The organism is Rhizobium sp. PP-F2F-G48, from assembly GCF_004342335.1.
Lineage (GTDB): Bacteria > Pseudomonadota > Alphaproteobacteria > Rhizobiales > Rhizobiaceae > Ferranicluibacter.
Window position 1 is genome coordinate 559,864 of sequence record NZ_SLVH01000001.1, and the last position, 21,252, is coordinate 581,115.

Sequence of the window (21,252 nt, forward strand, 5' to 3'; positions counted from 1 at the left end):
CCGGCATAAGAGTGAATTGAGATTTGGTCGGCTCGGCAAGGCGACCAGAAACCAGGAAGGAACGGGTAAAATGACCATCAACTTGCAGAAGCCGGATATCACCGAGCTCAAGCCCCGCATCACCGTCATCGGTGTCGGCGGCGGCGGCGGCAATGCCGTCAACAACATGATCACCGCAGGCCTCCAGGGCGTCGACTTCGTTGTCGCCAACACGGACGCCCAGGCACTGACCATGACCAAGGCCGAACGAATCATCCAGATGGGTGTGGCCGTTACCGAAGGTCTCGGCGCGGGTTCGCAGCCGGAAGTCGGTCGTGCAGCCGCCGAGGAGTGCATCGACGAGATCATCGATCACCTCTCCGGCACGCATATGTGCTTCGTCACCGCCGGCATGGGCGGCGGCACGGGGACGGGGGCTGCTCCGGTCGTCGCACAGGCGGCGCGCAACAAGGGCATTCTGACCGTCGGCGTCGTTACCAAGCCGTTCCACTTCGAAGGCCAGCGCCGCATGCGTCTTGCCGATCAGGGCATCGCCGAACTGCAGAAGTCGGTCGATACGCTGATCGTCATCCCCAACCAGAACCTCTTCCGCATCGCCAACGACAAGACCACCTTCGCCGACGCCTTCGCGATGGCCGATCAGGTGCTCTATTCGGGCGTTGCCTGCATCACCGACCTGATGGTCAAGGAAGGCCTCATCAACCTCGACTTCGCCGACGTTCGCTCGGTCATGCGCGAGATGGGCCGCGCGATGATGGGCACCGGCGAAGCCTCCGGCGATGGCCGCGCCATGGCAGCTGCCGAAGCCGCGATTGCCAACCCGCTCCTCGACGAAACGTCGATGAAGGGTGCGCAGGGCCTGCTGATCTCGATCACCGGCGGTCGCGACATGACGCTGTTCGAAGTCGATGAAGCTGCGACCCGCATCCGCGAAGAAGTCGATCCGGACGCCAACATCATTCTCGGCGCGACGTTCGACGAAGAGCTCGAAGGCATGATTCGTGTCTCCGTCGTTGCAACCGGAATCGATCGTACGGCCGCGGAGGTGGCCGATCGGACTTCCAGCTTTCGCCCGGTAGCAGCAAAGCCCGCCACGCGTCCGGCAGCTCCGGCCGCCGCACCCGCCATGCAGGCCCAGCCCGCCCCCGTCATGCAGCAGCCGGCTCCCCAGCCGGTCGCCCAGGCGCCGCAGGCCGACCACATCGCCGAAGCCATCCGCCAGGCCGAAATCGAACGCGAGCTCCTGATCCAGGCGCGCGCTGCCGAAAAGGCCCAGGACGACTTCCGTCCGCAGAGCAAGCTGTTTGCCGGTGCCGCACCGGAAGCCGCCCCCGTCATGCGGGCTCCGGCGCCGCAGGTTGCCATGCAGCCGGCTCCGGTCGAGATGCCGATGTACCAGCAGCAGCCGATGCAGGCCGCTCCGATGCATTCCCAGCCGGTACACCAGCAGGTTCAGGCACCCTACATGCAGCATGAGCCGATGGTTCAGCGTCACGAGCCCGCTCCGATGATGCGCCAGCCGGAACAGGCCCGCATGCCCAAGGTCGAGGACTTCCCGCCGATGGTGAAGGCCGAAGCCGAGCACCGGTCACAGCCGGCTGCAGCGCACCAAGAAGAGCGTGGTCCGATGGGCCTTCTCAAGCGAATCACCAATTCGCTCGGCCGCCGCGAAGAGGAAGACCATTCCGTCGCGTCGGACATGACCTCGGGAGCGCCGAGCGCTGCATCGCAGCAGCGCCGTCCGCTGTCCCCCGAGGCGAGCGTCTACGCACCGCGTCGCGGTGCGCTCGACGAACGCGGCCGCACGAACCCGCAGCCGCGTGCGCAGGACGACGATCAGCTCGAGATTCCGGCGTTCCTGCGCCGTCAGTCGAACTGATTTTCCACCCGCCTTCTACCTTGCCGGAACGCCTGGGCTCCAAGCCCAGGCTTTTCCGTTTTTCCGCTATGTTTGCAACGGGATAGTTGCAGACGGAGAAGCGTTACAAAGCGAAAGAAACAGTGATTTGGAATGGCCGAACGAGGGCCTTATCTTCAAACTCGAAAGTCTGTGGATATCCGCGCTCTCGACCGCTTCGAAGGATCAGGCCGCACGTCGCATGTGCCGGCGAAAGGTTGACCTGAGGCTCAAAGACGTATCTTGCAGACACGGAATAGGGCGGCTCGCCGCCAGGATTGTGAAAGTGAAGAGTATGGGACTGGGAATTGGACTGCTGGGATTTCAGACGACGATCGCCGACCAGGTCACCCTGAGCGGCACGGGCGTTCATTCCGGCACCGACGTTTCGATCACCTTCCACCCCGCTGAGGCCAATACCGGCGTCGTCTTCCAGCGCGTCGAGGGCGAGCGTGTTCTCGGCGAATATCGCGCCGTGTCCTCCAATGTCGGCAATACCGATCTCTGCACCATTCTCGGCACGTCCCCGGCCACCTGGATCGCCACGATCGAGCATGTGATGGCCGCCATCTATGCCGTCGGCATCGACAATCTGCTGGTCGAGGTTCACGGCGCCGAAATGCCGATCATGGACGGCAGCTCCGCACCCTTCATCGAAGCGATCGAGCAGACGGGTATCAAGGCGCTCGCCGTCAAGCGTCGCTACATTCGTATCCTGAAGCCGGTGCGCATCGAGCATGGCGCCTCTTGGTCCGAGTTCGTGCCCTATGACGCCGGCATGCGCTTCGAAGTCGAGATCGATTTCGACACGCCGCTGATCGGCCGCCAGTCCTGGAAGGGCGACATGACGGCTGCGACCTTCAAGAACGAACTTTCGCGCGCCCGCACCTTCGGCTTCATGCGCGATGTCGAGCGGATGTGGGCGGCCGGTCGTGGTCTCGGTTCGTCGCTTGAAAACTCTGTCGTCATTGCCGACGACCATACGGTCATCAATGTCGAGGGCCTGCGCTACGCCAAGGACGAGTTCGTCCGTCACAAGACGCTCGACGCCGTTGGCGACCTGGCGCTGGCGGGCCTGCCGTTCATCGGCTGCTACCGCTCCTATCGCGGTGGCCACAAGATGAATGCCAATGCGCTTCAGGCTCTGTTCAGCGATGCCACCGCTTACGAGATCGTGGAAACGGCCATGCCGCGGACGCGTCTTCCCCGCGAGAAGCAGGTCGCCGGCGCCTCCGAACTCTCGGCCTGACGCATCTCAGCCATCGGAATTGCCTTAAAGCCGGTCACAAGACCGGCTTTTTCATGGACGCGATGCCACAAAATTGCGTTATTCGATCACCATGACGTTGCGGACTTGTTCTAGTATGATCTAGAACCGCATGGTCGGCGGCGGGGCAGCTGCCACTCGAGTTGGGATTTTCTGATGGTTTTTGCAGACGGCTTCGAATGGAAGACGATCAAGCGCGTGGCGATGGTCACGCTTGTTGCGGCGACAACCAGCATCGTGGTCACCGGTTGCCAGAACGACCCCGACATCGACATCACCAAGCTCTCGGCCGAAACCGATCCGCCTGAGGTGCTCTACAATCAGGGCCTCGCCAACCTGAATGCGGGCAAGACGACGGAAGCCGCGCGCAAGTTCGACGCGATCGACAAGCAGCAGCCGTTCTCCGAATATGCCCGCAAAGCCTTGGTGATGAAGGCCTTCGTGAACTACCGCCAGGGTCAGAACCAGGACGCGATCAACGCGGCCAGCCGTTATCTCAATCTCTATCCCGAATCGGAAGACGCGGCCTACGCCCAGTACATTCTGGGTCTCGCCTATTCCAAGCAGATCCCCACGGTCACGCAGGACCAGAAGCCGGCCTTCAAGACGATCGAGGCCATGCAGGTCGTCGTCGATAAATATCCGAATTCGGAATATGTCGAGGATGCGCAGGCCAAGATCCGCTATGCGAAGGACCAGCTCGCCGGCAAGGAAATGCAAGTCGGGCGCTATTATCTGGAGCGCAAGGAATATCTGGCCGCCGTCACCCGGTTCCGCACCGTGGTCGAGCAGTATGCCGGCACCAACCAGGTCGAGGAAGCGCTGGCCCGCCTCGTCGAGAGCTATTTCGCCATGGGGATCACCAGCGAAGCCCAGACGGCTGCCGCCGTTCTCGGACATAACTATCCCGACAGCCAATGGTATGCGGACAGCTACAAGCTGCTGCAGACCAACGGGCTCGAGCCGCGCGAGAATGGCGGATCCTGGATTTCCCGGGCCGGCAAGAAGCTTCTCGGCGTCTGATCCGAAAGAACAGAAGACCGAATGCTTGCACAGCTCTCGATCCGCGATATCGTCCTGATCGAACGGCTTGATCTGTCCTTCGATGCGGGCCTTTCGGTCCTGACCGGCGAGACCGGGGCTGGGAAGTCTATTCTGCTCGACAGTCTTTCGTTAGCGCTCGGCGGTCGCGGCGACGGTTCGCTCGTGCGGCATGGCGGGACCAAGGGGCAGGTGACGGCCGTCTTCGACGTCGCGATGGATCATCCCGCCCGTGTGCTCGTGCGCGAAAATGGCATCGATGACGATGGCGATCTGATTTTCCGCCGCGTGCAATCCTCCGACGGCCGCACCAAGGCCTATGTCAACGACCAGCCGGTCTCCGTCCAGCTCCTGCGTCAGGCAGGCCAGCGGCTCGTGGAAATCCATGGCCAGCATGACGATCGCGCGCTCGTGGATACCCATGCCCACCGGCTGCTGCTCGATGCCTTCGGCGGCCTCACGGCCGAGGCCGAGACGGTCGGCGATCTTTTCCGGATCTGGCGGGACGCCGAGCGCAGCCTGAAGCGCCACCGCGAAAAGGTGGATGCCGCCGCGCGCGAGGCCGATTACCTGCGCGCCGCCGTCGAGGAACTCGAAGCCCTGTCGCCGCTCGATGGCGAGGAGGACGAGCTTGCCGAGCGCCGGGCGACGATGATGAAATCCGAGCGCATCGCGTCGGATATCAGCGAGGCCAGCGATTTTCTCAACGGCAACGCCTCTCCCGTGCCGCAGATCGCCTCTCTGGTGCGGCGCCTGGAGCGCAAGAGCCATGAGGCGCCGGGCCTGCTGGAGGAAACCGTCAACCTGCTCGATCTGGCGCTGAACCATTTGTCCGACGCGCAGATGGCGGTCGATGCGGCCTTGCGGCGGACGGAATACGATCCGAAGGAACTGGAGCGGGTGGAAGAGCGGCTGTTTGCACTGCGTGCCGCCGCCCGCAAATATTCGGTTCCCGTCACCGAGCTTCCGGCGCTGGCCGTGCGCATGATCAACAGCGTGGCCGATCTCGATGCCGGCGAGGAAAAGCTGAAGCAGTTCGAGGCGCAGGTCGCCATCGCACGGGCCGATTTCGACGCGGCCGCCGCCGCTTTGTCCTCCAAGCGACACAACACCGCCCATGCGCTGTCCGAAGCGGTCATGGCGGAGCTGCCGGCCTTGAAGCTGGAGCGCGCGCGCTTCATGGCGGAAGTCGTGAGCGACCCGACGCAACTGACGGCCGAGGGCATCGATACGGTCGAATTCCACGTGCAGACCAATCCGGGTACACGGCCCGGGCCGATCATGAAGGTCGCTTCGGGGGGCGAACTGTCGCGCTTTCTTCTGGCGCTGAAGGTGGCGCTTGCCGACCGCGGCTCCGCTCCGACGCTCGTCTTCGACGAGATCGACACCGGCGTCGGCGGCGCGGTGGCCGATGCGATCGGGCAGCGGCTGAAGCGGCTGTCGAAGACGGTTCAGGTGCTCTCCGTCACCCATGCGCCGCAGGTGGCCGCGCGGGCGGCGACGCATCTTTTGATCTCCAAGGGCCCGTCCGAAAAATCCTCGGAGATGATCGCGACGCGGGTGGCGCGCATGGACGACAAGGCCCGCACCGAAGAGATCGCCCGGATGCTCGCGGGCGCCTCGATCACCGAGGAGGCGCGGGCGGCGGCGGCGAAATTGCTGGCCGGCGGCGGCTGAGGTCGGAGCTGCTTTTTTAAGCGTAGTCACAAGTCCTTACGCGAAATCTTCCGAGCGATAGGCTTGGAATCGCCAGCTTCCTCCTCTTCTCAAAAGAATGATTTTCGCTACAACACTCCCGACAGCAGGAGTGAGCGCCATGACCGATACGAAGCCCGTGGATGCGCTGAGCGAAGCCGATGCCGTGGAGGAACTGGCGTTTCTGGCCTCCGAGCTTGCCCGTCACGATGCGCTCTATCACGGCAAGGACGAGCCGGAGATATCGGACGCGGAATATGATGCGCTGAAGCGGCGCAACGGCGAGATCGAGGCGCGCTTTCCCGATCTCGTGCGGCCCGATAGTCCTTCCGGAAAAGTCGGCGCGGCACCGTCCGGCCTCTTCCAGCAGGTCACCCATGCCCGTCCCATGCTGTCGCTCGACAACGTGTTTTCCGACGAGGACGTCAGCGACTTCATCGCCAGCGTCTACCGGTTTCTCGGCCGGTTGCCGGATGATTCCATCGCGTTCACGGCCGAGCCGAAGATCGACGGCCTTTCGATGTCGCTGCGCTATGAGAAGGGCACGCTGGTGACCGCTGCCACGCGAGGCGATGGCACGACGGGCGAGAATGTCACCACCAATATCCGGACGATCGCGGAAATTCCCCAAACGCTTCCCGACGGCGCGCCCGATGTGGTCGAGGTGCGCGGCGAGGTCTACATGGCCAAGAGCGATTTTCTCAAGCTCAATGCGCAGATGGAAGCCGAGGGCCGGCAGACCTATGTCAATCCGCGCAACACGGCTGCGGGCTCGCTTCGCCAGCTCGATCCCGCGATCACCGCGACGCGCAAGCTGCGCTTTTTCGCCTATGCCTGGGGCGAGATGTCGGAGATGCCGTCGGATACCCAGTCCGGCATGGTCGAGGCCCTGAAGGGCTGGGGCTTCCCGGTCAATCCGCTGACGCAGCGGCTGACATCGGTTGCCGAAATCCTCGATCACTATCGGCGGATCGGCCTGCAGCGGCCGGAGCTGGACTACGACATCGACGGCGTCGTCTACAAGGTCGATGACCTCGCTTTGCAGCGCCGGCTCGGCTTCCGGTCGCGCTCGCCGCGCTGGGCGACCGCGCACAAGTTTCCGGCCGAACAGGCTTTTACCATTCTGACCGCCATCGATATCCAGGTGGGACGGACCGGGGCGTTGACGCCCGTGGCGCGCCTCGTGCCGGTAACGGTCGGCGGGGTCGTCGTCACCAATGCGACGCTGCACAACGAGGATTACATCAAGGGCATCGGCAATGCCGGCCAGCCGCTGCGCGACGGGCGCGATATCCGCATCGGCGATACCGTCATCGTCCAGCGCGCCGGCGACGTCATTCCGCAGATCGTCGATATCGTCGAGGAGAAGCGCGGGGCCGACAGCACGCCGTACGTCTTTCAGAAGACCTGTCCCATTTGCCACAGCCATGCGGTGCGGGAGGTCAACGAGAAGACCGGCAAGGTCGATTCGGTCACGCGCTGCACCGGCGGCTTCGTCTGCCGGGCGCAGGCGGTGGAGCATCTGAAGCATTTCGTTTCGCGCAACGCCTTCGATATCGAGGGCTTCGGTGCCAAGCAGATCGACTTCTTCTTTGCCGCGGAAGACCCAAGCCTGTCGATCCGCACCGCTCCTGACATTTTTACGCTGGAAGAGCGGCAGAACGGTTCGCTCTCCAAGCTCGAAAATATCGACGGGTTCGGCAAGGTCAGCGTCCGCAAGCTCTACGAGGCGATCAACGAGCGGCGTCAGGTGGCTTTGCCCCGCTTCATCTATGCGCTCGGCATTCGCCATATCGGGGAGACCACGGCGAAGTTGCTCGCCCGCTCCTATGGCAGCTATGGCGAGTTCGACAAAGCGATGCGGGCGGCGGGCGAGCCGGGGTCGGAGGCCCGGGACGACCTCAACCGGATCGACGGGATCGGCGAGGTCGTCGCGCGGGCTATCGTGGAGTTCTACAAGGAAGAGCGAAACGTGGCGGTGGTCGATCGTCTGCTCGAACAGGTCACGCCGCTCGATGCGGAGGCGCCTTCGGGCGGGGGGAGCCCGGTGGCGGGAAAGACGGTGGTCTTTACCGGGTCACTTGAAAAATTCACGCGCGACGAGGCCAAGGCGCGGGCGGAGAGTCTGGGTGCCAAGGTCTCCGGGTCGGTTTCCAAGAAGACAGATATTCTCGTCGCCGGTCCCGGTGCGGGCTCCAAGCTCGACAAGGCCCGGGAGCTTGGCGTTCTGACGATGGACGAGGACGAATGGCTGGCTTTGATCGGCGGGTGAGGCGTCGCCGTTCTTCGTCCATCAGCCGTTTATTTTGCTCCTGCGTCGGCTTTGAATTGTCTTCCGGCACGGCACGCGATACCGGATGCCTGTAACGGAGGGGAGGTCCGGGATGGAGACAGTTTCAGCGATTGCGGATCTGCGGCGGTTGGTCGGCGATCATCGGCGGGCCGGGCGCTCGATCGGCCTCGTGCCGACCATGGGCTATCTCCATGCGGGGCATATGGACCTCGTGCGGCAGGCGCGTGCCAGCAATGACATCGTCGTCGCCAGTATCTTCGTCAATCCGCTTCAGTTCGGGGCGGGCGAGGATCTCTCGCGTTACCCGCGCGATCTCGCGCGCGACCAGGCGATGCTGCTTGGCGGCGGCGTCGATATCCTGTTTGCGCCCGGCGTGTCCGATATGTACCCGCGGGCCATGGAGACGGTTGTCGATGTTCCCGCGCTCGGGGCCGAACTCGAAGGGGCGGTGCGTCCGGGACACTTTGCGGGCGTCGCGACCGTGGTGACGAAGCTCTTCAATCTCGTCCAGCCGGACCGCGCCTATTTCGGCGAGAAGGATTATCAGCAGGTTCAGATCATCCGCCGCATGGTCGAGGATCTTGCGCAGCCGGTCGCGGTGGTGGCCGTCCCGACCGTGCGGGATGCCGACGGTCTCGCTCTCTCCTCGCGCAATGTCTACCTCTCGCCGGACGAACGCCGCGCGGCCGCGATCGTGCCGCAGGCTTTGGACGAGGCCGGACGGCTGCTCGGCGCTGGCATAGGCTCGGCGGACGCGCTGGAACAGGCCGTCACCGACTTCATCCGCCGCGAGCCCCTCGCGGTGCCCGAGGTCGTCGCCGTTCGCGATCCGGAAACCCTTGCCCCCATCGACACGGTTTCGGGGCGTCCGGTGCTTGTGCTTCTCTTCGTGCGGTTCGGCGCCACGCGGCTCCTCGACAATCGCGTTTATCCACCGTCGTCCTCTCTCGAAAGCCGCCTGTCATGAGCGTTCAGCCCGCGTCCCCCACACCCCGCCGCCGCCTCACACCCTCCGCCATCCAGGCGCTCAAGGGCGAGCGGCCGATCGTCAGCCTCACGGCCTATACGACGCCGATCGCCCGGCTGCTCGATCCGCATGTGGATTTCCTGCTGGTCGGCGATTCGCTCGGCATGGTGCTCTACGGCATGGATTCGACGCTCGGCGTGACGCTGGAGATGATGATCGCCCATGGCCAAGCCGTGATGCGGGGAACGTCGGCGGCCTGCGTCGTGGTGGACATGCCGTTCGGCTCCTACCAGGAAAGCCGCGAGCAGGCGTTTCGCAATGCCGCGCGCATCCTGAAGGAGACCGGCTGCAATGCCGTCAAGCTCGAAGGCGGGGCGGAAATGGCGGAGACGGTCGATTTCCTGGCGAGCCGGGGCATTCCGGTTCTCGGTCATGTCGGGCTCATGCCGCAGCTGGTCAACACCACGGGCGGCTACCGCTCGCTCGGTCGCAACGAGCGGGAGGCAGCAAAGATCCGGCGGGATGCGAAGGCGATCGACGATGCCGGGGCCTTCGCCATCGTGGTCGAGGGGACCGTCGAGCCGCTCGCCCGCGAGATCACCGCTTCCCTCAAGGCGCCGACCATCGGCATCGGCGCATCGCCGGCCTGCGACGGGCAGATCCTCGTATCCGACGACATGCTCGGCCTCTTCAACGATTTCAAGCCGAGGTTCGTCAAGCACTTCGCCACTCTCGCACCCGACATATCGGCCGCCGCCAAGGCCTATGCAGACGAGGTGAAGGCGCGCAGCTTCCCCGGCCCCGAGCATACGTTCACGGTCAAAAGTTGAACGGCCTCCTGCCGCCGCACGATGCATGACGCTGGTTGATCCGGTCATCAGCGGATTTCATTTGCCGATGCCGGGATCGATGGCTAAAGCCGGGTACAGCCCTTTTCGATCGCCGCATCGTTCGACGGCCGAGCAGCCATGCTCTGTCCGGACATGCTCTCGTGCCGCCGGTTCGGCAAAGCCCTTGGATTGTCTGCATGGCATCTCGTGATTTCTGGGACGGCGCCCGCCGTGGCGTTCCCATCGTCCTGTCCGCATCCCCCTTCGGAGCGCTGTTCGGCGCGCTTGCCATCGACAACGGCTTCAGCATCGTCGATGCGCTCTTCATGAGCGCGACGGTGTTTGCCGGCGCGAGCCAGATGGTGGGGCTCGATCTCTTCGGCCATGCCGTCCAGCCATGGCTGATCGTGCTGTCGGTCTTTGCGGTCAACTTCCGCCACGTCCTCTATTCCGCCTCCATGGCGCGCCACATCGCGCATTTCTCGCTTGTCCAGAAAGCGGCGGCGCTCTTTCTTTTGACCGATCCGCAATATGCCGAAACGGAGAAGCGGGGCGAGCGCGGCGAGCCGGTCACCTTCGTCTGGTATATGGGGCTCGGCCTTGCGATCTACCTGCCCTGGCTGGTCGCGACCGCCCTCGGCGCCGTCTTCGGCGGGTTGATCGGCGATCCCAAGGCGATCGGCCTCGATGTGATGTTGCCGATCTATTTCATGGCGCTGGTGCTCGGCTTTCGCAGCCGCGACAACTGGCTGCCGGTGGTCGCGGTCAGCTCCGTCGTGTCGGTCATCGCGATGCGCCTCGTCGGTTCGCCCTGGCATGTCAGCATCGGCGCGCTCGCCGGCGTCGTGCTCGCCGCCTGCCTGCCGGTCAAATCCGGGGAGGCCGCGCGATGAGCTTCGATCATTTCCTGCCGCAGGATCTTCGGCTGATCGCCGTTATCATCCTCGCGGCCATCGCCACCTATCTCACGCGCATCGGCGGCGCGATCATGATGGCGCGGATGGAGCGCATTCCACCGCGGATGGAAGCGGCGCTCAACGCCGTGCCGGCTGCGGTCCTCTCGACATTGGTGGCGCCCGCGATCGTCTATGGCGGCGTGGATGTGACGATCGCGATCCTTGCCGCCTTTCTCGTTGGCCTGAGATTTTCGGCGCTGCCCATGCTGCTGGCCGGATGGGCCGTGGTCATGGTGCTTCGCACGGCCGGGCTGTTCTGACCCGGGCTTCGGCCGACGAGGGTTTTCCTTCCTCCGGCCGATGCCCGTTTCCGACCTCGCTCTAAAGCGCTGCCGTCGCGGTCTCCAGCCAGCTTTTCACCGCCGCGCTGTCGATCAGCGGCGCCAGCTTTTCGCGCGTTTCGGCATGATAGGCATCGATCCAGACGCGTTCTTCTTCGGTCAGAAGCTCCTGCAGGATAAGCCGGCGGTCGATCGGGCAGAAGGTCAGCGTCTCGAATCCGAGCATCTTCTGGTCGCCGCCCTCGATCGCGGCGGGCTCCAGGACATGCAGCAGGTTCTCGATGCGGATCCCGAAGGCGCCGGGACGGTAATAGCCGGGCTCGTTGGAGAGGATCATGCCGGGCAGAAGCTCCTGCATGCCGGCGCGCGAGATGCGCTGTGGTCCCTCGTGGACCGAGAGGTAGGACCCGACGCCGTGCCCGGTCCCGTGGCCGTAATCGGCACCCGCCTTCCACAGGGCGATGCGGGCGAGCGGATCGAGCTCCACCCCACGCGTGCCCTTGGGAAAGCGCGCCGTGCTGATCGCGATCATGCCCTTCAAAACCAGCGTGAAAAAGCGCTTCTGCTCTTCGGGCACGTTGCCGATCGCCACGGTGCGGGTGATGTCCGTGGTGCCGTTGACGTATTGGCCACCGGAGTCGATCAGGAACAGGGTGCCTGCTTCGAGCGGCTGGTCGCTTTCGCGCGTGACGCGATAATGCATGATCGCCGCATGCGGCCCCGCGCCGGCGATCGTGTCGAAGGACACGTCCTTCAGCGGATTTTGCAGCCGCTCGCCGCAGGCCATCCGCACGGCTTCGAGCTTTTCCGTCGCGGCGATCTCGGTGACCGTCCCGGGCGTCGTGCCGTCGAGCCAGGCGAGGAACTCGACCATGGCGGCGCCGTCCTGCAGGTGGGCGCGGGCCGAGCCCTCGAGTTCCACCGCGTTCTTACGCGCCCGCGGCAACCGGGCGGGATCGGCAGCCTCGATGACGGTGCCGCCGTCCTTGCGGATCCGGTCGGCCAGCGCGAAGGCGGCGTGGTCCGGATCGAGCATGAGGCCGACGCCGGATGCAGCGAGCGTCGATATCCGGGCTCCGAAGGTCTCGGGCGCCTTGATATCGGCCATCTGGGTCAGATAGGCTTTCTCCTCGATGCCGGTCTTGCGGGCGTCGAGGAAGATCTCGGCACCGCCATCGGCATGGATGATCGCGCGGGCGAGGGGATGCGGCGTGTGGGGAACATCGTTGCCGCGCAGGTTGAAGGTCCAGGCGACGGAGGAGGGGTCGGTGAGAACGACGGCCGCAGCCCCGGCCTTCACCACGGTTTCGGCCATGTCGGCGATCTTTTCGGTGGCGAGGATGCCGGCCTGCTCGATTCGCTGGATAACGACGCGGCCGAGCGGCATGTCCGGCCGCTCGGCCCACAGCCGGTCGAGCGGGTTGTGGTCGAGGTGAATGAGCGTCCCGCCGATCTTTGCAAGTGCGGTTTCCAGTCGGCGCACCTCGGCGCTGGTGTGCAGCCATGGATCGATGCCGAGACGGAAGCCCTTCGGCGCGTGGCGCTCGATCCAGAGATGCGGCGGCTCGCCGATCAGGTCGCCGCCGGTAAAGACCGTGCCGTCCACCTGCTCGGCCAATTGCGTGACGTAGCGTCCGTCCACGAAGACCACCGCCGTCTCGCGCATCACGAGGGCGATGCCGGCCGAGCCGGTGAAGCCCGTCAGCCAGGCGAGGCGCTCGGCGCAGGCCGGGACATATTCCCCCTGATATTCGTCGGCGCGCGGCACGAGAAAGCCATCGACACCGAGCGTGTCGAAGGAAGCGCGGAGACCTTCAGCCCGTTCGCGCCCGAACTGCGGAGTGGAGGTGACGTCGAAGGACTGGAACATGATGTCTTCCTGCATGCGAATGAAAGGGGTTGTCCGCTTATAGCAAATCCGGCTGCGCTGTCCCATCAAAGCGGTCGGCTGGCCGGTGCGCATGGCCATTCATCATACTTATGCGGAATCTGCATGGCACCTATTCGCGCCAGCCTCTAGCTGGTTTCGCTGAAAGCGTTAGAAGGGCTGCCAACGGACGGGCTGCGAACACCCTGTTCCCGCAGATGCCGAGAGGCAATCGTCTGAGTGATCCGTTCGATCGTTGGCCTTCTCCTCCCTCCGGGCAACGTTTAGGGATCACGCAGAGTCCGCTTGAGCGATCCTCCTCCCTGAGCTCGCGGACATGGCCGGCTTGCCGGTCACGGGCGATGCTTCGGCATCGCCTTCGTTTTGAAAAAAAGGCCGTCCGATGCGAAAGCAACGGACGGCCATTTTCGTGTCGTCGTCTGTCGGTGAGGCGCCTCAGGCGCGGCTGTCGAGGTGGATGGTCACCCAGCCATTGCGCCAGAGCGTGCGGACATGGCGCAGCTTCTGGGCATTGTAGGCGGACAGAACCTTCCAGCGCTGCTCGGCGAGGATGCCGGAGAGAATGACTGAGCCGCCGGGCTGAAGGTGACGGGCAAGCTCCGGCGCCATGCGCATCAGCGGACGGGCGAGAATGTTGGCGATGATGAGGTCGAAGGGGCCGTGTTCGGCGAAGGCCGGCGACTGGAAACCGGTGGCCGTGACGGCAGAGATGCCGCTCGCGATACCGTTGCGGCGAATGTTTTCGCGGGCGACTCGGGTCGCGATCGGATCGATGTCGGTGGCCAGCACCGGCACGGTCTTGATCTTGCGCAGGCCGATCGCGAGCACGCCGCTGCCCGTTCCCAGATCCAGCGCATTGGTGACGCTGCGCGACCGCGCCACGCTCTCGATCATCTCCAGGCAGCCGGCCGTGGTGCCATGATGGCCCGTGCCGAAGGCCTCGCCGGCATCGATCTCGATGGCGATCTGCCCGGCCCGCACCTTGTCCCGGTCGTGCGAGCCATGGACGAGGAAACGCCCGGCGGCGACGGGGCTCAGACCCTCAAGCGACTTCGCGATCCAGTCGATGTCGGGGATTTCCTCGCGCAGGATCTCGGTGCCGGGTTTCCAGTGCTCCACGATGTCGGCGAACCGGGCGCGGACCTCATTCTCTTCGGCGAAGTCGAGATAGACGGACGCCTCCCAGATATTGCGCTTCTCGTCCATCTCCATGGTTGCGATCGCATGGCCTTCGTCTTCGAAGGCGTCGGTCATGAGGGCGAGAATGCTGTCGGCACCTTTTTCGGTGGTGGTGAGATAGAGGCGCAAATCAGCCACGGGTCGTCCTTCGGGTCTCAAGAGCTTCGGATGAGCGCTTTACCACGACGGCAGGGCTTTGCACGGCCAAAATGCCGAATGGCGCTCCCCGCCGCTCGCCCCGCGCGGCGTTCCGGTCAGCTCTTGGTGAGATTCTTCAGTTTCTGGATCGCCGTTTCCGTGTTCTCGCCATAGGCGATGGTGCCGCGGAAGCCGCCGTCGGCATCCAGCAGGAACACGGAAGCCGAATGGTCCATCGTGTAGTCCCCATCCGGTTTGGCGGCGTCGAGCGGCACCTTCTTGGCAAAGACCCTGAAGCCCTTGACCATCTCCATCACCTTGTCCGGCGGGCCGGAAATGCCGGTCACGCGGCTGGTGACGTTGGAGACGTACTGGCCGAGGATCTCCGGCGTATCGCGCTCGGGATCGACGGTGACGAAGAAGGCGTTGAGCTTGGTGTTGTCGGGGTCGACCGTCTGGAGCCAGCCGTTCATCTCGAACAGCGTCGTCGGGCAGACTTCCGGGCAATGGGTAAAGCCGAAGAACACGGCGGAAGGCCGGCCGGTCAATGCCTTCTCCGTGATCGGCTGACCGTTCTGCGCCACCAGCGTGAAGGGTACGCCGAACGGACCGCCGGCTGCGGCCTCCTTGGTCTGCGTCATCTTGTACGTCAGAAAGCCAAGCGCGGAGGCCGTGACCAGAACGGCAATCCACAGCACCACTCGAAGAAGTTTCATGTCAGGCTCGTCTCACGTCCACGCCGCATCATTGTTTAGGCGCAAGGCATAGAGCCAAGCGGCGATCCGCGCAAACCGATTTGCACGGCATAACCCATCGCCACGATCACGTCCGCGGCACCCCGCGTCTTCTGTTTCTGTGTGCCCGCGCTCAGAAGCAGAGCGACAGGCTGCCTGCGGCCAGTGCGAGGATCATGTCGGGGCCATATCTCCACCAACCGATCAGCCCCGCCCATCCGACCAGCAGCAGGCCCGCGCCCGTCAGGGCGATCAAGGCGGCATGGTTGGTGATTTGGCTGGTCATGTGGCGTTTGTCCATGACACCGATATAGCGCATCTGCCGGCCGGCTAGAAGCGGGAGAGCGTTGCCAACATCTTTACCAGATCTTTAACGCATCGCTGTTATTCTTCCCTTCCGTGCAGGTCTTTTGCGCGTCGACATGACGTCGGCCGTTCCCGCCATCGCCATCTGTGACCGCTGCTCCTTCACCTGCGCGCGACACGATCCGCGCTATTCCGGACGCTTTAATGATTCATCCCGAGACCCGTCAGAGCTCTCTTACCGTCAGTCAGCGACTGGCCACGCTGGGCGTGGCGTCGTTCGTCGGCATCAGCGCCATCCTGGCGACGGGATGGTACGAGCATCGGCAGGTCGAGCGGGTTCTGGATGAAGCCAGCATTGCGAAGACCGTCGAGACCAAGGCGATCACCTTGCGCGCCACCAGCCTCGACCTCGTGCTTGCGGCCATGGACACGATCGTCGACAAGGCCGACAAGGCGATCGCGCCGGATCGCATGACCGAAATCGACACGACGGTGTCCAGCCTGACACGCGCAAGCGGGGAGATCGCCGGTCTTGCCGCAGCCGTCGGCAAGCCGGAGCTGAGCGTGGGCGTCCCGGAGATGATTGCGCAATTGACGCAGTCCATCCAGACGGAACTCAAGGGATTGGTCGAATCCGGCGCCGACCAGGCAGCCTTCGACGCGATCGACGACAAGATCGACGCTGCCGGCTCACAGCTGACGGAGCGTTTCGCACATCTTGCCGACGCCAGCATGGCGCTGACGCAGGCGCGCATCGCGGAAGCGAGCGCCATCTCGGGCGATGCCTTCTTCTGGCAGTTTGTCTGCGGCCTTCTTTCGATGGGCCTCGTTCTCGGGTTGCTGACCGTGCAGGGCAATATCCTGCGCCGCGGCATCCTCGGCGTGCGCGACAGCATGCAGCGCATTCACGGCGGCGACTACGCCACGGCGGTCGGCGCGGTGGAGCGCAGCGACGAAATCGGCGACATGGCGCGCTGCGTCGATCGCTTCCGCACCGATGCCATCGACAAGCAGCGGCTGGAGCGGGATGCCGCTGACAGCCGCAGTCACAACGACACGGATCGTCGCCAGCGCGACGCTGCAACGGCCGACGACGCCCGCCAGGTGCAGAGCGCCGTCACCGCCCTCGGTCAGGCCCTCAACAAGCTTGCGGATGGCCAGTTGACCATCGCCATCGATACGCCGTTCCGTGCCGACCTCGAATCGCTCCGCCTCGATTTCAACCAGGCCGTCGAGAAGCTGCGCACCGTGCTTTCGGGCATGCGCGACAACAGCGCCTCGATCAATGCCAACGGACGCCAGATGCGGTCCGCGGCTGACGATCTGGCCAAGCGGACCGAACAGCAGGCCGCCTCTCTCGAGGAGACCTCCGCCGCGCTCGACCAGATCACGGTCACCGTGCGCACGGCCACCGAGAAGGCGGAAGAGGCGAGCCAGATGGTCAGCCGGACCCACGCCAATGCCGAGGAGTCCGGCCGTATCGTGGGCGAGGCCGTCGCCGCCATGGCGCGCATCGAGGATGCCTCCGCCGAGATCGGCAAGATCATCAACGTCATCGACGAGATCGCTTTCCAGACCAACCTGCTCGCCCTGAATGCCGGCGTCGAGGCTGCCCGTGCCGGCGAGGCGGGCAAGGGCTTTGCCGTCGTCGCGCAGGAAGTGCGCGAACTGGCCCAGAGGGCCGCGGGCGCCGCCAAGGACATCAAGGGCCTCGTCAGCCGGGCTTCGGCCGAAGTGGGAACCGGCGTGCGACTGGTGCAGGAGACCGGCGACGCGCTCGGCCGCATCGGAACCGATGTCGACCAGATCAATGAGCATATGCGCACCATCGTCGTTGCCGCACGCGAGCAGTCCACGGGCCTGAACGAAATCAATATCGCGATCGGCCAGCTCGACCAGATGACCCAGCAGAACGCAGCCATGGTCGAGCAGACCAATGCCGCAAGCCATACGCTGGCGCAGGATGCGGAAAGCCTTTCCGCCCTGATCGGCCAGTTCGCCATCGGCGGCGCTGCGGCATCCTATGCGACCGCGTCCTCGCACGCACCCCGCGCGACGTCCTCGTCGTCTTCGAGCTACCGCCCTGCGGCGCCCGCAAAACTGACGTCTGTCGCCACGCGGTCGGGGGATGCCCGCCCCGCGGCCATCCGGCCGGCAGCCGCCAATACCCGTCCGGCCCCGTCGCCCGCAAAGGCGCTCATGGGCAAGCTTTCCGGCGCCTTTCCAACAGCGCCGGCCTCCAGTTCCAAAGATCAATGGGAAGAATTCTGATCATGAACACCACGTCCAAACAGTCGGGAAGCTCGATGGAAATCGTGTCCTTCCATCTCGGTAACCAGGAATTCTGCATCGACATCATGGCGATCCGCGAAATCCGCGGCTGGGCGCCCGTGACGCCGATGCCGCACACGCCGCCCTACGTCCTCGGGCTGATCAACCTGCGCGGCGCCGTCATTCCCGTCATCGACATGGCGTGCCGCCTCGGCATGAACATGACGGAGCCGTCGGAACGCTCGGCCATCATCGTGACCGATATCGCCGGCAAGCTGGTCGGCCTGCTCGTCGAGCAGGTTTCCGACATGATGACGATCCGCAGCGAAGACCTGCAGTCCGCACCGGAAATCATTCCGGAAGAGCAGCGCGCCTTCTGCCGCGGCATCGTGGCGCTGGAAAAGACCATGGTCTGCTTCCTCAACCTCGACACCGTCATCGCAGACGAGCTCGCCCAGGCCGCCTGATCGGCGTGGCGGCACGCTGACGATCGCTGCAACGCCTCCGCGTCGGGCTCGCCCCGCGCGGGGACATGGTCTGTCGGGCTAGCCCCGCGCGGGGACACGGTCTGTCGGGCTAGCCCCGCGCGGGGACGCGGTCTATGGTCCGTCTCGCCAGACCATGTCTTGGGGAGACACGCAGCCGATGAAATGCCTCTTGCTCGTCGATATCCAGAACGGCTTCTGCCCGGGCGGAAACCTTGCCGTGCCCGGTGGGGACGCGATCGTGCCGGTCGCCAATCGGCTGATGGCCGAGGGTGACTACGATCTCATCGTCGCCTCGCAGGACTGGCATCCCGCCGATCACGGCAGCTTCGCCTCGCAGCATGAGGGGGCGGCACCCTTCACCATGGGCACGCTGAACGGCCAGCCGCAGATGCTGTGGCCGGACCATTGCGTTCAGGGAACAGAGGATGCGGCGCTCCGGTCCGATCTCGATCTCGACCGGATCGATCTCATCCAGCAAAAAGGTCTCGACCGCCGCGTCGACAGCTACTCCGCCTTTCGCGACAATGATCGCGCGGCACTGACCGGCCTCTCCGACCTTCTTTCGGCGCGGGGCGTGACCCGTCTCGATATCTGCGGACTGGCGACGGATTATTGCGTGAAATTCTCGGCGCTCGATGCCCGGACCATGTTGCCCGAGGCGCAGATCCGGTTCATCGAGGATGCCAGCCGGGGCATTGATCCAGCCGGTGTGCGCAGCGCCATCGACACGATGACGCAGGCCGGAATTGCCGTGGTCACCTCCGACACCGTTCTCAGCGAGACAGACCCGAGCGAACCAAGGGCCTGACGGCGGGCTCGCTGCCGGGCGCGCGCCTTATTGCGGCGCACCCTTCTTCCAGGTGACCTGCTGGTTGAACAGCGGCACGGTCGAGATCGACATCTTCGCCGAACCTTCGACGACTTGGCGGGAATGCGCGAGGTAGATCAGCGTGTTGTTCTTCCGGTCATAGATCCGCGTGACCTGGAGCGACTTCCAGATCAGCGACAGGCCGGACCGAAATACCTCCTCGCCGCCCTTCGACAGGTCGATGTCGTCGATGACGATGGGGCCGGTCTGGCGGCAGGCGATGGAATTGTTGGACGGATCTTCGAACCAGTTGCCCTTGCGCAGGCGGTCGATGACGCCACGATCGAAATAGGTCACGTGGCAGGTGATGCCCTCGACCTTGGGGTCGGTGACGGCATCCACGACGATGTCGTTGCCGGTCCAGTCGACGCCGACATCGCCGACGGTCTCGGCCATGGCCGGAGATGCAAGGCCCGCAAGGCCGAGGAGGGCGGCTGCGGCAGCAAGGCGAATAGGGGGCAGGGGCATCGGCAGATCTCCGGATCGGGTTCACAGCCGAGATAAGTGTGTGACGACGCAATACAAGCCATCGATGATGAAATGTCTGGGCGAGCGCGAACGCTCTATCGCCTGCGTCCCCCTCGCAGTCTTCGGAGATGGCCTTAACCGGCTTACGGAACAACTTTCTACCATCCCGCTCAAGCGCAGAACGCCATTGCTCGAAGCGCGGTGCCGTCATTCCTATATCCCAACGAAATAGGAGGCTTACGCTCATGTCCGTTCTCTCGTCTTCAACCGTGTCTCCATCCCCTCCATCGCCGCGAAGCGAGGCACCGCCTCTCGGGGGGCCGGGCCTGATCGCCATTGCCGTTCTTCTTCTTGGCACTGTCGTGCTCGGCCTTTTCTACGGGCCGGTGCAGGGGGCGCTTTTCCTCGTCGGCGGTGCGCTCGGCATCTCGCTTTATCACGCGGCGTTCGGCTTCACCTCCGCCTGGCGCGTCTTCATTGCGGAAGGCCGCGGGCGGGGTCTTCGGGTTCAGATGATCCTCCTGGCGCTCGCCGTCATTCTGTTCTTCCCGGCGATTGCCGACGGCACGCTGTTCGGCAATCCGGTCAAGGGCTCCGTTTCGCCCGCGGGTCTCGGCGTCGTGGCCGGTGCGTTCATGTTCGGCGTCGGCATGCAGCTCGGCGGCGGATGCGCGTCCGGCACGCTCTTCACGGCGGGTGGCGGCAATGCGCGCATGCTGGTGACGCTCCTGTTCTTCATCATCGGCTCGGTCGTTGCCACCGTGCATTTCGACTGGTGGACGAGCCTGCCGTCGCTGCCGCCCGTCTCGCTGGTCCAGACGTTTGGCGCCTGGGGCGGCATCGCGGTCTCGCTTGCGATCTTCGCGGCAATCGCGGGGCTGACCGTGATCGTGGAGCGGCGGCGCAACGGTGCGCTGGAGCAGGCGCCGCAATCGTCGCGGAGCGGCTTCGGGCGCTTTCTCCGCGGCCCCTGGCCGCTCGTCTGGGGCGCCGTTGCGCTGGCGCTTCTCAACTTCGCCACTCTGGCGCTGGCCGGCCGGCCCTGGGGCATCACCTCCGCCTTTGCGCTCTGGGGTGCAAAGGGTGCGCAGGCCATCGGTTTCGATCCGTCCGCCTGGGCCTATTGGCAGACGCCGGCCAATGCCAAGGCGCTGAGCGACAGTGTCTTTGCGGACGTGACCTCGATCATGGATTTCGGGCTGATCGCCGGGGCCATGCTCGCCGCATCTCTCGCCGGGCGATTCGCGCCGCGCCTCGATATTCCGCTCAGGTCCGTTCTCGCGGCCGTCGTCGGCGGGCTTCTGCTCGGTTACGGCGCGCGGATCGCCTATGGCTGCAACATCGGGGCCTATTTCTCCGGTATCGCCTCCGGCAGCCTGCATGGCTATCTCTGGGCGGTCGCCGCCTTTGCCGGCAATGTCCTTGGCGTGCGGCTGCGCCCCTGGTTCTTCCTCGAAGGCCGGGCTCCCGCGCGCATCGACGGCTAGACCAACGGCCAGTCAGCGCGAATCACGACAAAGCCGCGGGGACGCTCGCGGCTTCCGCATTTCGACAATCGTCAGAATTCGGGATGCTCGTAAAGGAAATGGTTACCATGTTTCGCCATTCTTTCGCCTAGCCGCAGTGTTCTAGGGAGCGCGCAACATCAGCGCCAGGCGACCCAAACGGCCGGCTTCGACAACAGT

General features: G+C 64.5%; 18 protein-coding genes. 13 read left to right on the forward strand and 5 right to left on the reverse strand.

The window, feature by feature from the left end:
• Positions 1–70: 70 nt before the first annotated feature.
• The 9 genes from ftsZ to C8J36_RS02610 all read left to right on the forward strand — a co-directional run bounded on the left by ftsZ (position 71) and on the right by C8J36_RS02610 (position 11,206).
• Positions 71–1,879, forward strand: a complete 1,809-nt coding sequence (gene ftsZ / locus C8J36_RS02570) for a cell division protein FtsZ (protein ID WP_132532278.1) — start codon at positions 71–73, stop codon at positions 1,877–1,879.
• Between the two features lie 319 nt (positions 1,880–2,198).
• Entirely contained in the window at positions 2,199–3,146 is a 948-nt protein-coding gene (gene lpxC / locus C8J36_RS02575) for a UDP-3-O-acyl-N-acetylglucosamine deacetylase (RefSeq protein ID WP_132533009.1), read from the forward strand.
• A gap of 222 nt (positions 3,147–3,368) precedes the next feature.
• Positions 3,369–4,187, forward strand: coding sequence for an outer membrane protein assembly factor BamD (locus C8J36_RS02580; protein WP_244481122.1), 819 nt, complete (start codon positions 3,369–3,371; stop codon positions 4,185–4,187).
• Positions 4,188–4,208: 21 nt separating this feature from the next.
• On the forward strand, positions 4,209–5,882 hold the full coding sequence (recN, locus tag C8J36_RS02585; RefSeq protein ID WP_132532281.1) for a DNA repair protein RecN: 1,674 nt from the start codon (positions 4,209–4,211) through the stop codon (positions 5,880–5,882).
• 139 nt (positions 5,883–6,021) lie between these two features.
• Positions 6,022–8,172 carry an NAD-dependent DNA ligase LigA gene (gene ligA / locus C8J36_RS02590; protein WP_132532284.1) on the forward strand — a complete coding sequence of 717 codons (2,151 nt, stop codon included), beginning with the start codon at positions 6,022–6,024 and terminating at the stop codon, positions 8,170–8,172.
• Between the two features lie 112 nt (positions 8,173–8,284).
• Positions 8,285–9,160, forward strand: a complete 876-nt coding sequence (gene panC / locus C8J36_RS02595) for a pantoate--beta-alanine ligase (protein WP_132532287.1) — start codon at positions 8,285–8,287, stop codon at positions 9,158–9,160.
• A complete protein-coding gene (panB, locus tag C8J36_RS02600) occupies positions 9,157–9,990 on the forward strand; it encodes a 3-methyl-2-oxobutanoate hydroxymethyltransferase (RefSeq protein WP_132532290.1) in 834 nt (277 codons plus the stop codon). Before panC ends, panB begins: the two co-directional genes overlap by 4 nt.
• 197 nt (positions 9,991–10,187) lie before the next feature.
• Positions 10,188–10,883, forward strand: coding sequence for an AzlC family ABC transporter permease (locus C8J36_RS02605; RefSeq protein WP_132532293.1), 696 nt, complete (start codon positions 10,188–10,190; stop codon positions 10,881–10,883).
• Entirely contained in the window at positions 10,880–11,206 is a 327-nt protein-coding gene (locus tag C8J36_RS02610) for an AzlD family protein (RefSeq protein ID WP_132532296.1), read from the forward strand. Before C8J36_RS02605 ends, C8J36_RS02610 begins: the two co-directional genes overlap by 4 nt.
• 61 nt (positions 11,207–11,267) lie before the next feature.
• Here the strand turns inward: C8J36_RS02610 and C8J36_RS02615 are convergent, their stop codons facing one another.
• The 4 genes from C8J36_RS02615 to C8J36_RS24740 all read right to left on the reverse strand — a co-directional run bounded on the left by C8J36_RS02615 (position 11,268) and on the right by C8J36_RS24740 (position 15,452).
• A complete protein-coding gene (locus tag C8J36_RS02615) occupies positions 11,268–13,097 on the reverse strand; it encodes an aminopeptidase P family protein (protein ID WP_132532299.1) in 1,830 nt (609 codons plus the stop codon).
• A gap of 453 nt (positions 13,098–13,550) precedes the next feature.
• Positions 13,551–14,432 (reverse strand): 50S ribosomal protein L11 methyltransferase, encoded by an 882-nt coding sequence (locus C8J36_RS02620; RefSeq protein ID WP_132532302.1) that lies wholly within the window; start codon positions 14,430–14,432, stop codon positions 13,551–13,553.
• Positions 14,433–14,548: 116 nt separating this feature from the next.
• Positions 14,549–15,148 (reverse strand): SCO family protein, encoded by a 600-nt coding sequence (locus tag C8J36_RS02625; RefSeq protein ID WP_132532305.1) that lies wholly within the window; start codon positions 15,146–15,148, stop codon positions 14,549–14,551.
• A 151-nt stretch (positions 15,149–15,299) separates the two neighbouring features.
• The gene (locus tag C8J36_RS24740) at positions 15,300–15,452 is read right to left on the reverse strand and encodes a hypothetical protein (protein WP_165914928.1); all 153 of its coding nucleotides are present in this window, start codon (positions 15,450–15,452) and stop codon (positions 15,300–15,302) included.
• A gap of 224 nt (positions 15,453–15,676) precedes the next feature.
• Between C8J36_RS24740 and C8J36_RS02630 the strand changes: the two genes are divergently transcribed.
• The 3 genes from C8J36_RS02630 (at position 15,677) to pncA (ending at position 19,039) form a co-directional block, all read left to right on the forward strand.
• Positions 15,677–17,743 carry a methyl-accepting chemotaxis protein gene (locus C8J36_RS02630; protein WP_132532308.1) on the forward strand — a complete coding sequence of 689 codons (2,067 nt, stop codon included), beginning with the start codon at positions 15,677–15,679 and terminating at the stop codon, positions 17,741–17,743.
• 2 nt (positions 17,744–17,745) lie between these two features.
• Positions 17,746–18,210 carry a chemotaxis protein CheW gene (locus tag C8J36_RS02635; protein ID WP_062474135.1) on the forward strand — a complete coding sequence of 155 codons (465 nt, stop codon included), beginning with the start codon at positions 17,746–17,748 and terminating at the stop codon, positions 18,208–18,210.
• A 178-nt stretch (positions 18,211–18,388) separates the two neighbouring features.
• A complete protein-coding gene (gene pncA, locus C8J36_RS02640; RefSeq protein WP_132532311.1) occupies positions 18,389–19,039 on the forward strand; it encodes a bifunctional nicotinamidase/pyrazinamidase in 651 nt (216 codons plus the stop codon).
• 27 nt (positions 19,040–19,066) lie between these two features.
• Here the strand turns inward: pncA and C8J36_RS02645 are convergent, their stop codons facing one another.
• Positions 19,067–19,567, reverse strand: coding sequence for a CreA family protein (locus tag C8J36_RS02645; protein WP_082476864.1), 501 nt, complete (start codon positions 19,565–19,567; stop codon positions 19,067–19,069).
• Positions 19,568–19,812: 245 nt separating this feature from the next.
• Between C8J36_RS02645 and C8J36_RS02650 the strand changes: the two genes are divergently transcribed.
• Positions 19,813–21,054, forward strand: coding sequence for a YeeE/YedE family protein (locus C8J36_RS02650; protein ID WP_132532314.1), 1,242 nt, complete (start codon positions 19,813–19,815; stop codon positions 21,052–21,054).
• Positions 21,055–21,252: the final 198 nt, after the last annotated feature.

Bases quoted from the DNA above. Each gene is read 5' to 3' on its own strand.
- C8J36_RS02650 (WP_132532314.1), top strand. From the start codon at position 19,813: ATGTCCGTTCTCTCGTCTTCAACCGTGTCTCCATCCCCTCCATCGCCG.
- recN (WP_132532281.1), top strand. From the start codon at position 4,209: ATGCTTGCACAGCTCTCGATCCGCGATATCGTCCTGATCGAACGGCTT.
- panC (WP_132532287.1), top strand. From the start codon at position 8,285: ATGGAGACAGTTTCAGCGATTGCGGATCTGCGGCGGTTGGTCGGCGAT.
- ligA (WP_132532284.1), top strand. From the start codon at position 6,022: ATGACCGATACGAAGCCCGTGGATGCGCTGAGCGAAGCCGATGCCGTG.
- C8J36_RS24740 (WP_165914928.1), bottom strand. From the start codon at position 15,452: ATGACCAGCCAAATCACCAACCATGCCGCCTTGATCGCCCTGACGGGC.
- C8J36_RS02625 (WP_132532305.1), bottom strand. From the start codon at position 15,148: ATGAAACTTCTTCGAGTGGTGCTGTGGATTGCCGTTCTGGTCACGGCC.
- C8J36_RS02615 (WP_132532299.1), bottom strand. From the start codon at position 13,097: ATGTTCCAGTCCTTCGACGTCACCTCCACTCCGCAGTTCGGGCGCGAA.
- C8J36_RS02630 (WP_132532308.1), top strand. From the start codon at position 15,677: ATGATTCATCCCGAGACCCGTCAGAGCTCTCTTACCGTCAGTCAGCGA.
- ftsZ (WP_132532278.1), top strand. From the start codon at position 71: ATGACCATCAACTTGCAGAAGCCGGATATCACCGAGCTCAAGCCCCGC.
- panB (WP_132532290.1), top strand. From the start codon at position 9,157: ATGAGCGTTCAGCCCGCGTCCCCCACACCCCGCCGCCGCCTCACACCC.
- C8J36_RS02645 (WP_082476864.1), bottom strand. From the start codon at position 19,567: ATGCCCCTGCCCCCTATTCGCCTTGCTGCCGCAGCCGCCCTCCTCGGC.
- C8J36_RS02635 (WP_062474135.1), top strand. From the start codon at position 17,746: ATGAACACCACGTCCAAACAGTCGGGAAGCTCGATGGAAATCGTGTCC.
- C8J36_RS02605 (WP_132532293.1), top strand. From the start codon at position 10,188: ATGGCATCTCGTGATTTCTGGGACGGCGCCCGCCGTGGCGTTCCCATC.
- pncA (WP_132532311.1), top strand. From the start codon at position 18,389: ATGAAATGCCTCTTGCTCGTCGATATCCAGAACGGCTTCTGCCCGGGC.
- C8J36_RS02610 (WP_132532296.1), top strand. From the start codon at position 10,880: ATGAGCTTCGATCATTTCCTGCCGCAGGATCTTCGGCTGATCGCCGTT.
- C8J36_RS02580 (WP_244481122.1), top strand. From the start codon at position 3,369: ATGGTCACGCTTGTTGCGGCGACAACCAGCATCGTGGTCACCGGTTGC.